This window comes from Streptomyces sp. NPDC015532, from assembly GCF_043078065.1.
Classification (GTDB): domain Bacteria; phylum Actinomycetota; class Actinomycetes; order Streptomycetales; family Streptomycetaceae; genus Streptomyces.
The window spans coordinates 1-11,191 of sequence record NZ_JBIBSY010000034.1 but is presented as its reverse complement, the minus strand read 5'-3'; the positions used below and the strand labels follow the sequence as shown (position 1 = coordinate 11,191).

Here is an 11,191-nt window from a genome sequence, read left to right as displayed (position 1 = left end):
CTGGGAACGACGCGATGACATCCACGAAGCTTTCCTCGGCCTCGCTACCTGCCTGATCACCCACCGACACGTCCAACGCCTTTGTTAGGACCTCTTAGTGCCGTCTGGTATAGCCCGGCTGAGCGATGGGGCCGACGGTGAGTGCAGGTGAGAGAACTACCCGCAGGGGTATGACCCCTCAGAGATCACCGCTCGCGCTCGACACTCCCGACCAGGCACCCAGTAGGCAACTGATCAACCGCAGCAGTGAGTGTCTAACTGCGTGACAACGCCGACGAACACCGGCGGACGTCCGCGAACGTCCGCGGACCATCGGAGCAGGTGAGAACCGCACCAGCCCAAGGTGGCACGTGCGTATAAGTTGCTTCGGGACGAAGAGGTCGTTGGTTCAAACCCCACCATTTCGACGGAGCTCTCAGCTGGAACGGGCGACGACCTGCCCGACGACGGAGAAGCGCTGCTCACACTCCGGGCAGGTCGCCTCACCGAAGGCATAAATCAGGGCGCGCGCGACTTCCTCATGGCCGTCAGCTAGGGCAAGGTCGTAGAGGCGCCGGCCGAGACCTTCCAGGGCGCGGGGATCGGCCGGATGGAGAGGGAAGGTCTCGACGTCGTCGGAGAGGGCGTAGTCCTCCGCGGTACTGAAGAAGCCGCGCTCGCCGAGAATCACCCACATCGACGCGCACCCGTCGGGATCGGGGCACTCGATCTCGTATTCCTCGCTGACGACGCCCCAGATCAAGTCCTCCGCCCAGTGGATATTGCCCTCCAGTTGCAGGACGGCCTCAACCAGATAGCAATAGTCGTTCCGGTCGGCAGTGACCTGCCGCCACCGGTTTGCGGCGTCCAGTAGGCGTGTGACTTCCGTTGCATACTCGTGCCGCAGGCTTCGGGTTTCGTACCGCTGGTCGGCCTGGGCGAGAAGGGCGCCGGCCAGGTGGAGGGCGGAGGGTGCCGTGTCGGCTTTGTCGGCCTCTGCCATGTCGGCCAGCGTGCGCAGCACCATCGGATGGGCGGCATCCAGAGAGCCGTTGTGGTAGAGCTCCGTCCAGAGGTCGCTCCAGGCCCGACTGTCCCGGCCCGTGGCTGCACGTTCCAGTAGGGCCTTCAAACGGTCGGGATCGGCGTCGCCTGCACGGGGGACAGGGGAACTCGTCGTCATCTCCGGTATCCAAGCAGACTGCCGCAAGCGCCCTTTCGCCGGTGGGCCGACCGGTCGGGCGAGCCGTTGCACGGTCAGTCCCGTACTCCGGCCAGTGTGTCCCTTACCAGGGGATGGAGTTCCGACCCCCACGGTCCCGCCGCCCACGGGTCGCCCTCGAACTTGGGGCCGTCCGGACCCGGTTTCCGGGAGGTCGGCCACACGGTGGTCTGCTCCACCAGGTCCACCCGCCACTCCGTCCGGCGGATGGCGGCGACCAGCTGCCCCAGGACGACGACGGATTCACGCGCTTGGCGTCGACTCCGTCGAACACCGGGGGTTCCGCGTGGAACGGGATCCGCCGTCCGTCTCCTCCAGTGACTGCACCACCGCTGCGGCGTTCGGTGCGTGGAAGTAGTCGGTCAGAACACCCATCGCTCTTCTCCCGGTCTCCGTGTCTCGGGAGGCAGTAGATCAGACGGAGCGGCAGTGTCAGTGGCCAGTCCTAGGATCGCGTCGCACGCAGTGATCAGGAGTGCTGCCGGCCGACCAACCGACTGAGCGGAGAGCGCCGTTGTCCTCACTACATGACTTCGCGACCTGGGAGCCGCTGCTGCGGCTGGTGCGGGATTCCCGCGCGGAGCAGCTTGCCGCGCCGGGTGGTTGCTTCACGGGCCAGATCAGTCTCGGCAGTTGGACCCTGCCCGCGCCACAGCCGCGCCCAGTGCCAGGACGAGCCCTGCAAGTGGCAGACATGCAGGACCAGTTCACCGCCGTGGAACGGGTCCAGGCCGCCCTCAGGGCCGACGGCGCGAGCAGCGTTTCGTACATGGTCGAGACGGCGCCGGACGGGAAGACCGTGCTCCATGTCATCGATGCGGGGCCCGCCGTGGAGCACGGCGGCAGGAGCCCTTTCGTGGGAGCCCTGCTCCTGATCGAGGGCGCCGTTCCCGAGCCCTGGCGGCGCCTGCCCGAGGAATTCCCGGGGGCGGCACCGGCGCCGTCGGCGGACCCGGCGCTGCTGGAGCGGACCCTTCACGATCGGCTCCCCGACACCATCGGTGCCACCGAGGAGGAGATAGCCGCAGCGGAGGCGCGCCTCGGTGTCACGCTGCCCGACGAGCTCAAGGCCCTCTACCGCGTCACCCGTGCGCGGTGGCAGGACTGGAGCGGCGACTACGCGGCGCAGGAACGCGTCAGCAAAGCGGTCGGCTGCGAGCTCTTCCCCCTGGACGGGCTCTACATCGCGGACGCCCGGTCCCGTCCCTGCCCTTGGCAGTTCGCCGCCAAGGACGCGGTCGTCACCGCACCGGACGCCGCCGTGCAGGGCCTCGTCGGCTCGCCCGGCTGGATCGCCTTCGGCGACAACGGCGGCGGCGACCGGCTGGCCCTCGACCTGACACCGGGTCTGGGCGGACACGCCGGGCAGGTCATCATGATCGACCATGAGCGGAGCATCGGAGCCGCACTGCGCGCCGACTCCCTTACCGACATGGTGGTCAACCACCGCGACGACTGGCGCTCGGACGATGACTGGAACCGTCCGCCGGTGGTGGCCCAGGTGAGCAGCCCGGGCGACATGGTGGCCGCCGCCCGGCCCGAGCTGGAGGTGCTCCGGATCGGTGGTCGGAAGGGCGAGCCGGTCAGCCTCGCCCCGGTCGCCGGCCTCCCCCGCCTGCGGACGCTCACCGTTTCCCCGGGCACGCTGGCCGATCCCCTGGAGATCGCCGGGCTGACGGGTCTGGAGTACCTGAGCCTCGGCCCCGAGGAGTGGCGCGTTCTGCTCAACGCGGGCGCCGTCCCCCGGAGCCTGTCGGCTGCCGCCATCGATGTGCAGGGCGAACAGCACCCGTTGCCGGTCCTCGACCTCGCCAACGAGCTCCTCGCTCTGTGTGACCGCCCCCTGATCACTCGGACAGTCCTCGAAGGCGAACTGGACACGGACCGGACGGTCGGGGGCACCCGGTGAGCGACGGCGGAGTGGAGGAGACGTGGGCGCCGCTGGCCGCGTACAGGGTCGAGACCGGTACTGGGCTTGATTCGCTTTGACGGATTGACGGACATCTGAGATCAGGGGTTCTGCCCCGGAAGGATGTCCATCATGGAGCGCATGGGAAGAAGAAGCCTCGGCCTCGCCGTTCGTTCACGCCGGAGTTCAAGGCCGAATCGTCGGGCTGTGCCGACGCGGTGACCGCTCGGTCGGCCAGGTGGCAAAGGATTTCGACCTGACCGAGACCGCGGTGCGGCTGTGGATCGGCCAGGCCGAGACCGACGCAGGCGAACGAGACGGCCTGACCAGCACTGAACGCGAAGAGTTGGCCTCACTGCGGCGGGAGAACCGCCGGCTGCGGGAGGACGTGGACATTCTCAAGCGGGCCACGGCTTTCTTCGCGAAGGAGACCCGGTGACGGTGCACCCGTTCATCGAGGCGGAGAAGCGAGACGGTCACAACGTCAAGCGCGCTTGTGAACTGCTCAAGGTCTCCCGAGCCGCCTTCTACGCCCGCTGCAAGGGCACTCCTGGTCCGCGAGCGGTCCGCGATGCCGAGCTACTCACCGTGTGTGGCCACTGGGGGCGTATCGGCTCCAAGTTCCGTCGGCCTCGGTGACCAGGCGGGTGGCGGTCTTGTCGTGGTAGCCGAGTGCTTTGGGCGATGACAGGGGCCGGGGCTTGGAGGACGAGCTGACGGATCGCGGAGGTCTTGCTGCGCTACGGGCGCCGCTGGGCGTCTCGATCAGGAGGTTGCCGTCGGCCGCGGCGAGCCGCCGGAGCCGGGCGGGATGGCGGGGGTATCGGTGTAGATGGCGTCCATGCTCTCGTTGGAGAGGTAGCGGCGGGGGAAGGCGATCCATTCGTCGTGGAGTGCGGCGAGGACTGCGCCGACTCGGCGGAGCCCGGGTGAGTCACTGCTGACAGGATGTGCGGACGGGCCGAGTCGGGGATGGGCATGGACAACTGGGATTTCCAGCAGTGGCGGGCATCGCTGGGTGCCCTCGATCACCGGGCGGCGGCCCTGGTCGGCCTTGCTGCGGCCGAGCGGATTTCCGGTTGCCTCGGTGATGAGCGCTTCCACCGCCATGGAGGCTCGGGAGCGGCAGTTGTCAGGGATCTGCTCGGAGAGTGCTGGGCCACCGCCCTCGCCGGGGATGCATCGTCGGCGGCTCGGATCCGTGAGTTGGCCGACCGACTGGCCGACCACTCGGGGGAGTATCTGACTCTCTCTTTGACCGAGTTGTTCCACTTGTACGAGCCGCTCGCCGGGGACTGCGAAATCCCCGATCTCGACGGCTTTCTGGAGGAGGCCGAGCCCGAGGGTGCCGTGATGATGCATTTCGACGCCATGACGGCGGTGTCCGAAGCGGTCGCCGCATGCACAGGGGGACCGTGGGACGGTGCCCTTCGCTGCCTGCAGATCACTGCGATCGCCGCCGATCAGCACGATGCCCGGCTTCCCGGACCGGGCGCCGAGCTCCGGCGTCAGCGAGAGGATCTCGTGCTGGTCCAGGCGGCAGGCAGTGCCGGGCTGTCCGGCCTGGTGGATGCTCTGCGAGATCGCGCCCGGACAGACGCCCTGGAGTGGAGGCACGCCACCGAGCGACTCGACCTCCTGCACAATTGACGAGAGTCCGCGGAAGAGCACCACAGGGTCACGCCGAACTCGCACCGCACTCACGAGAGTCCGGGATCCGTGGTTTGCCGCGAGTCCGGGGCATGAGGTCGGAACGGCGGTGGCCCGGCTTGGGACTGGTGGCTCGCATATTGATGTATCGCGTATTCGGTGGATGAGTCCGGTTACTGATTACGCTCACCCGGCACGCTGCCGATCCCCTGGGGCACGACGAACACCCCCAGGCGGACCGGAGGAGCCGGCATTCACCGGCCGAGAGCCTGAGCGGGCAACTTCCGTCAGATGGAGGGCACGAGCCTCTGGTCGCGTCTTCCTGCGCAGGCGTTACGCGATCACACTGCATCCATGCAGAGAAGGGGAAGACGAGCGGCGACGTGTGCGGCGATGGTTGCGGTGGCGGCCGGCGCGGGTTGCTCCGAGGACGGCGCGCGGGATGCCAAGCACAGCCGCACGGCGGTTGTCACGGTGGACAGGTCCGCCGCACTGGCGGATGAGCCGGTCCACATGCGCATCACCGGGCTCCTATCCGTGAAGAGGTGACCGTCACCACCCGTGCCACCGATGCGCGCGACGTGGCCTGGTCGGGGCGGGCCGTTTTCACCGCGGATGCGAAGGGTGTCGTAGACCTCGACCGTGCCAGGCCCAGGTCCGGCACGTATCGGGGAGTTGACGGCATGGGCCTGTTCTGGTCCATGAGGCCCGGCACAGGGGATGCGGACATCACCTCCATCGCGCTGACCGACCCGCAGCACAACCCCAGCTACGAGATACGTATCGCGGTTGCCTCCGGTGGCCGCCCTATCGCACAGCGCACGCTCACCCGCACCTTTCAGGCCAGGCGTGTCCGGCATAGAGAGCTGACGAACGCCAAGGACGGGCTGAGCGGAGAGCTCTTCCTGCCGCCGACGGGCGGGCCGCGCCGCGCGCCGGTGCTGCTGCTGGGAGGCTCAGAAGGAGGTGTCACCCCCGTCAACCAGTTCAAGGCTGCGCTGCTCGCCTCCCGCGGTCACCCGGCCCTGGCGTTGTGTTACTTCGGCTGTACCGGGCGGCCCGAGTACCTTGCCGGCGTGTCCGTGGAGTACGTCGCCAGTGCCGCCCGTCTCCTTCGTGCCCAGCCGCAGGCCGATCCCCGCCGCCTCATGGTGGCCGGAGCCTCGCGCGGCAGCGAAGCAGCCCAGCTGGTGGCCCAGTACTACCCGGACCTGGTACGCGACGCAGTGGTCTACGCGCCCAGCCGCAATACCAATGGCGCCTATCCGGCCAACTGCTGTGGGACACGGTCCGCTTGGACCCAGGGTGGCAAGAGCCTGAACCTGGTTCCCATTCCGCTCAACCACGTCCGCGGGACCGTACTGGCCGTCGCGGGTGGGGCGGACTCGCTGTGGGGATCGCTCTCTGCCGCCCAGTCGATCGCTCAGCAACCCAACGCCTCCGGCCGCAAGGCCAAGGCTCTGATCTGCCCGAAGGCCGGCCACGGCATCTCAGGCTTCCCGTACCTGCCTGTCGGGGCCAACGGCGGTGGCACCCGCGCGGCGAACGAACAGTCCATGGAAAGCAGCTGGCCCCAACTACTCCACCTGCTTGATCGATGATGTTGGTCGGGTGTGATGTGCGGCAGGCCGTCGTGCTGTATCCGGGCCGTGGTCTGGCTGGCGGTGGGTGCGCTGTGGTTGAGGCGTTGGGCGATGCGGACGGGCAGGGGGACCGCGCTTTCGTCCTCGACTTCCGGGGTGGTGCGGAGATACACCTCCGTGGTGTTGATGGGTCGGGGTGTGTTGGTTGTCAGGCGTGGGTTTCGGCGGTGGTGGTCAGGACTGCGCGGCCCAGGGTGTGTGCGGCCATGGTGAAGCCGAGGACGGCCGGGGTGGTGTCGGCTGTGACGCCGGTGGATTCGACGTCCAGGGCGTGTACGACGGTGAAGTAGCGGTGCGCGCCGTGTCCGGCGGGCGGGGCGGCGCCGATGAAGCGGGCGGTGCGGGTGTCGCCCGGGAGTTGGAAGGCGCCTTCGGGCAGGCCGGAGCCGGTGTCGTCGCCGGCGCCTTCGGGCAGTTCGGTGACGGTGGCGGGGATGTCGGCGACCGCCCAGTGCCAGAACCCGGATCCGGTGGGGGCGTCCGGGTCGTAGACGGTGACGGCGTAGCTCTTGGTGCCTTGCGGGGCGCCGTTCCAGGACAGTTGCGGCGAGATGTCCTTCCCGCCGGGGACGCCGAAGATGCCGGAGAACTGCTCGGGCGGCCAGGGGGCGCCGTCGGTGACGGTGGTGCTGGTGACGGTGAAGGAGGCAGCTTGGGGGAGGCGGGCGAAGGGGTCGTTGGCGCTCATCGCGTCGTCCTTTCAGGGCTGTGTTCTGGGGCGGGGTGCCAGTGATGTCGCCGGCGCAGGGACCGCGGTAGGGATGCGGCCGCCGCTCCCTGCCGACTCTGAATCGACGATAACACAGATAATCGATTATCTATCGGATCGTCTATGCTGGGGGCATGACCGAGACGGCCCACACCTCCACCTCGCCGCCGGGGAAGCAGATGCTCTCCGAGCGGGTCTACGCACACATCCGGGACGCGATCATGCGCGGAGAGCACGCCCCTGGTGACGCCCTCAAGCCGCAGGACCTCGCCAGGGAGCAGGGGGTGAGCCTGGCCGTCGTGCGTGAGGCGCTGGTTCGGGTGGTCGGCGAGGGCCTCGCGGACCGGCTGGCCAACCGCGGGTTCGCCGTCCCCGCGATCTCTGATCGCCGCTGGCAGGAGATCACGGAGGCCCGCCGGACCATCGAACCGGTCCTGCTGCGCATGTCCGTCGAGTGTGGTGACGTCGACTGGGAGGCCCGCGTACGGGCCGCGCACCATCGTTTGGCCCGCACCCCTGTGTACGGGCCTGAGGAGGGCGATTACTACAGCAGCGCGTGGTCCGAGGCGCACCGGGTCTTTCACCGCACCCTGCTGGAGGGGTGCGGCAATCCCGTTCTGCTGGAGACCTTCGACCGGATGTGGACCGCGAGCGAACTGGCTCGCCGCTGGTCGGCGCACCGCGACCCCGACCGGGACGCTATTGGCGAGCACCGCCGGCTTGAGGAGGCGGCGCTGGCCCGCGATGCCGACACCGCGGCCGAGTTGCTGGTCCAGCACCTCACCCAGACCGCGGCCGTGCTGACCGGCTGCGTCCATCATGAACCCTCGGGGGAAGCCTGATGTGCCTCGCCGGCTTGACCGGACGACTGATCTGACCGACACCGGGGCTGTGGATGTCGCTGGCGCGAGTCAGGCTGCGCCCGTCCGAGCCGCTGCGCGCCAAGTTCGAGGGGCTTGCCGAGGCCGAGGGGCGCATGCCTTCCAGCGACCTCATCGAGGCCATGCACGACTGGGTCAACAAGAAGCGGCGTCGGCGGTCTGGTGTGGAAGGCGGACCGGAGTCCGCGGAGCAGATCCGCGTCAGCGGGCGGCCTGAGGCTATTTTGTCCACTGGCTGGTGCGGGGGGTTCTTGCGGGTGAGGTGCCGGGTCATCGCGGTGATGGGTGCCCAGTTCATGTGGGCTTCGGACGGCGCGTTCGCCGGGTGCGTTCTTGCGGGCCCGTGCCTTCTGCGCGCTCCACGGGGTCTATTTGGCCCAGACGCGTTCCAGTAGGGCGCTGAAGGTGGCGGGCTCTCGACGGGTCAGCTCGGCCAGGGTGGAGTCGACAGCGGCCTTGGCGTGCGAGCGAGCCTGCGGTCCGGACGCCGACCCAACGTGGGCGGCCTTCACCGTGCCCCAGGGTGGCCCAGCGGATCCGGGGCGCGCGGCACGCGGCCGCGTTGCGCCGACTGCTCAGGGCGCATGAGGCGCACGAGGGTGTCTTCCAAGGAGGCCGCGGATTAGACGTCGTTTCTTGGGCGGTCATCGGGTCGAGCTGTGCAGGGATACTGCTGTGGTGTTGTTGACGTGGATTGCTGAGGTGGCGGACGAGCCTGTGGTGCTGGAACCGGCTGACCGGCGGGTGGAGTGGGAGGCCAACACCTGGTCGCTGGGTGCGGCTGACGAGGACAGGAGTTCGTTGTCCGTGGCCGAGGTGGTGGCTGCCTTCGAGCGGACTGCTGCTGCCATCGGGGAACGCATCCACAGTCTTGGCTTCTCAGGAGTGGCGACGTTCTACGTGTGGCACGACGAACAGGCAGGACAACTCCGGTGCTCGACCGGCTCTGTGCCCGCGGATGCGTTGCCGTTCAGAGGTGCCTATGTGGCTTCCGATGACCTCGGTCCGGTCGTCGAGGGATTTCTGGCCGACAGGGAGGCAGGCTTCATCGCTTGGCCGGACCTGGACGACGCGCAGAGCCTCTCAGAGCAGACCGCGACCGGGCCGGAGATCAGGCCCTTCAGTGTCTGGGGCAGCAGTGTCGGAGCCTCACACTGACTGGTGATGCCTTTCCACACGAACGGGTCGGTGGTGACAGGTGAGGGCTGCGCCGGCGAAGGCAAGGAAATGTTCTGCCCTACCTTCGTAGCGGAGGTGGAGCCGGCGGCGGCGGGTGAGAGGGGACTCGGTCGTCTCGACAACCCATCGGTGGTGGCCGGCCGCTGCGAGGACTCGATCCCTTTGCGGTTATGCGGTGGCGGATGCCTCGCTTGCGGAGCCATCGGCGCGGGTGGTCGTAGTTGTAACCGGTTGTCGCCGTGTTGCTTTGCCGGGCTGACGGAACCGGGGTTTGAGTACGAGTACTCAGGCCCGGGCTGCGACGAGGGGGAAGAATTTTGTCATGGATGCTACTTCTGCGCAGGGGTACGACAACAGCAAGTTACCCTCCGGCGGGGGTCTGGCCGTGCGCGTTGCGGGTGCCGCCGCAACCGGTGGGGCTCTGACGTATATGTCGCTCCATCTGGTTGACAGGGCGGATCGCTACGACAGCCGAACCTGTGCAGAGGCATCGGGATTCTGCATGACGGTGTGGCCGGTTCTCTCGGTCCCGGCCTCACTCGCCATCGCATTTGTCGTGCTGGCCCTGGTGTACCGGCTTTTGGGTATCGGTCCTTGGACGTCGGTGGTCCCACCGACGCTCCTGCTCGCACCGCTGGCGGTCCTCGCCTCCCAGAGAGTGGCTGCGTCATGGCTGGCGGCCGTAGCGGGGGCGGTGATGGCTGCCGCCCTGGTGCTGACGCTGTGGCACCCCTGTAGGACTCTGGGGCAGTTGGTTGCGGCTGTGGTATTTGTCGCCTCTCTCGCCGTTCTGTTTCTGTGAACTCTTCGCGGTACTGGATTCCGGGGCCGTCGCGCGAGTGACGCCAGGGCGCCGCGGTCGCAGCGAACGCTCCGTTCGGTGAGTGGGAGATGACGTTCACCGACCCGCGGCTCTGCGCGGCCATCGCGGACCGGCTGACCTTCCGGTTCACCTGATCGAGACGGGCATCGAGTCCTACCGGCCGGCGCCGGCGAAGCCGAGCACAAGCCGAGCCGCTGACCAGCCGAGCTGGGAGCGGAGGACCGGCGGTCGAGGTGAGGCGATGTCACGGTTGTCCGCCGAGTCCGAGCTTCTTCACCCCGAACGGGGAGAAGACCATGTGGGCGGCCCAGCCGTGGTGGATGAGGGCGATCTGGGAAGGCACGGGCGTCAGCGGATGGACGGCTTTGCCCCGCGACCAGTTCGCGAGGAGGCCCTCGGTGGTGTCGACCGCGGAGACGACCATCGTCACCTGGAGCTTCCCGTCGCCCCACGTGTTCCACAGGGCCCACCCCTCGGGCCGGGCCTCGACGCCGAGGCGGGCGCACGCCTCCTCGTAGGTCTCCTCCATGCCGTCGGGCATCGTCCCGGGACGCAGAATCACCACGCCCGCGAGTTTCAGCTCGGGACGATCCGCCTCTTCGTCGAGGCAGCCGTCCCCGGGGAAGTGGTAGTGGCGAAGCCCGCGGGCCAGTGCGTTCACCGCCCGCCGCAGGGGCGTCGCGTCGTCTGCGTCGGGCTGATACGAGAGCCGGCCCTCGGCCGAGGCGGTGTCCACGACCACGCCGGCGAGCCGTTCTACTTCTCGCAGGTGGTCGAGTTCGGAGAGTTCAGGTCGCGTCACGGCGGCCAGTCTCGCAACGTCGCACGGCCCGGGCATCCCAGTTTCCATGCGCCTCGGATACGAAACCGGGCCCTCACCGGCCGGGCCTGTCAGGGGCCGGCCCGAGAGGACCCGGGGCGGCCGAACTGCCGAGGAACGGCCACTCGGCAGCAGCTGCAGGGCCGACGTGGGCAAAGGTCACTCGATCGGAGCGGCTCCGTGTACGGCACGTGGAACGGCCGGCCGATCGGCGTCTTCACACGGGCCAGGGTTAACCGGTGGTTGACCCGAGGGTGGGTCAGGGGGCTGCGCTCCAACTCGTCGCTCTGCTTGGCGACTTGTTGCTTGCTGAGTTCCGGCGGTCCGGGTGAGGCCTTCGTGTGTCGGTCAGCGGCTCGGGGGATCCAGTGGTCCG

At 68.4% G+C, this 11,191-nt stretch carries 11 protein-coding genes and 1 pseudogene; 8 read left to right on the top strand and 4 right to left on the bottom strand.

Features of this window, described 5'->3' with window-relative positions; genetic code table 11:
• Positions 1-415: 415 nt before the first annotated feature.
• On the bottom strand, positions 416-1,162 hold the full coding sequence (locus ACF07B_RS42740) for a hypothetical protein (RefSeq protein ID WP_392182917.1): 747 nt from the start codon (positions 1,160-1,162) through the stop codon (positions 416-418).
• 553 nt (positions 1,163-1,715) lie between these two features.
• Here ACF07B_RS42740 and ACF07B_RS42735 point away from each other — a divergent pair.
• The 5 genes from ACF07B_RS42735 to ACF07B_RS42715 all read left to right on the top strand — a co-directional run bounded on the left by ACF07B_RS42735 (position 1,716) and on the right by ACF07B_RS42715 (position 6,361).
• A complete protein-coding gene (locus ACF07B_RS42735; protein ID WP_392182916.1) occupies positions 1,716-3,110 on the top strand; it encodes an SMI1/KNR4 family protein in 1,395 nt (464 codons plus the stop codon).
• A gap of 100 nt (positions 3,111-3,210) precedes the next feature.
• The gene (locus tag ACF07B_RS42730; protein ID WP_392182918.1) at positions 3,211-3,549 is read left to right on the top strand and encodes a transposase; all 339 of its coding nucleotides are present in this window, start codon (positions 3,211-3,213) and stop codon (positions 3,547-3,549) included.
• Positions 3,546-3,749 (top strand): hypothetical protein, encoded by a 204-nt coding sequence (locus ACF07B_RS42725; protein ID WP_392182915.1) that lies wholly within the window; start codon positions 3,546-3,548, stop codon positions 3,747-3,749. The genes ACF07B_RS42730 and ACF07B_RS42725 overlap by 4 nt, the downstream gene beginning before the upstream one ends.
• Positions 3,750-4,088: 339 nt before the next feature.
• The gene (locus ACF07B_RS42720; protein WP_392182919.1) at positions 4,089-4,760 is read left to right on the top strand and encodes a hypothetical protein; all 672 of its coding nucleotides are present in this window, start codon (positions 4,089-4,091) and stop codon (positions 4,758-4,760) included.
• 545 nt (positions 4,761-5,305) lie between these two features.
• Entirely contained in the window at positions 5,306-6,361 is a 1,056-nt protein-coding gene (locus tag ACF07B_RS42715) for an acyl-CoA thioesterase/BAAT N-terminal domain-containing protein (RefSeq protein WP_392182914.1), read from the top strand.
• An 11-nt stretch (positions 6,362-6,372) separates the two neighbouring features.
• On the opposite strand, the pseudogene ACF07B_RS42710 reads toward ACF07B_RS42715, so the two are convergent.
• Positions 6,373-6,516: pseudogene (locus ACF07B_RS42710) on the bottom strand (dihydrofolate reductase); the annotation flags it as partial.
• 35 nt (positions 6,517-6,551) lie between these two features.
• A complete protein-coding gene (locus ACF07B_RS42705) occupies positions 6,552-7,091 on the bottom strand; it encodes a YbhB/YbcL family Raf kinase inhibitor-like protein (protein ID WP_392182913.1) in 540 nt (179 codons plus the stop codon).
• A gap of 155 nt (positions 7,092-7,246) precedes the next feature.
• Between ACF07B_RS42705 and ACF07B_RS42700 the strand changes: the two genes are divergently transcribed.
• The 3 genes from ACF07B_RS42700 (at position 7,247) to ACF07B_RS42690 (ending at position 9,974) form a co-directional block, all read left to right on the top strand.
• Positions 7,247-7,954, top strand: a complete 708-nt coding sequence (locus ACF07B_RS42700; protein ID WP_392182912.1) for a GntR family transcriptional regulator — start codon at positions 7,247-7,249, stop codon at positions 7,952-7,954.
• Between the two features lie 714 nt (positions 7,955-8,668).
• Positions 8,669-9,151 carry a hypothetical protein gene (locus ACF07B_RS42695; RefSeq protein ID WP_392182911.1) on the top strand — a complete coding sequence of 161 codons (483 nt, stop codon included), beginning with the start codon at positions 8,669-8,671 and terminating at the stop codon, positions 9,149-9,151.
• A gap of 343 nt (positions 9,152-9,494) precedes the next feature.
• Positions 9,495-9,974, top strand: coding sequence for a hypothetical protein (locus ACF07B_RS42690; RefSeq protein ID WP_392182910.1), 480 nt, complete (start codon positions 9,495-9,497; stop codon positions 9,972-9,974).
• Between the two features lie 265 nt (positions 9,975-10,239).
• Here the strand turns inward: ACF07B_RS42690 and ACF07B_RS42685 are convergent, their stop codons facing one another.
• Entirely contained in the window at positions 10,240-10,797 is a 558-nt protein-coding gene (locus ACF07B_RS42685; protein ID WP_392182909.1) for a hypothetical protein, read from the bottom strand.
• Positions 10,798-11,191 lie beyond the last annotated feature (394 nt).

Excerpts from the sequence above, each read along its gene's own strand:
- ACF07B_RS42690 (WP_392182910.1), top strand. The coding sequence starts at position 9,495 with ATGGATGCTACTTCTGCGCAGGGGTACGACAACAGCAAGTTACCCTCC.
- ACF07B_RS42705 (WP_392182913.1), bottom strand. The coding sequence starts at position 7,091 with ATGAGCGCCAACGACCCCTTCGCCCGCCTCCCCCAAGCTGCCTCCTTC.
- ACF07B_RS42700 (WP_392182912.1), top strand. The coding sequence starts at position 7,247 with ATGACCGAGACGGCCCACACCTCCACCTCGCCGCCGGGGAAGCAGATG.
- ACF07B_RS42740 (WP_392182917.1), bottom strand. The coding sequence starts at position 1,162 with ATGACGACGAGTTCCCCTGTCCCCCGTGCAGGCGACGCCGATCCCGAC.
- ACF07B_RS42720 (WP_392182919.1), top strand. The coding sequence starts at position 4,089 with ATGGACAACTGGGATTTCCAGCAGTGGCGGGCATCGCTGGGTGCCCTC.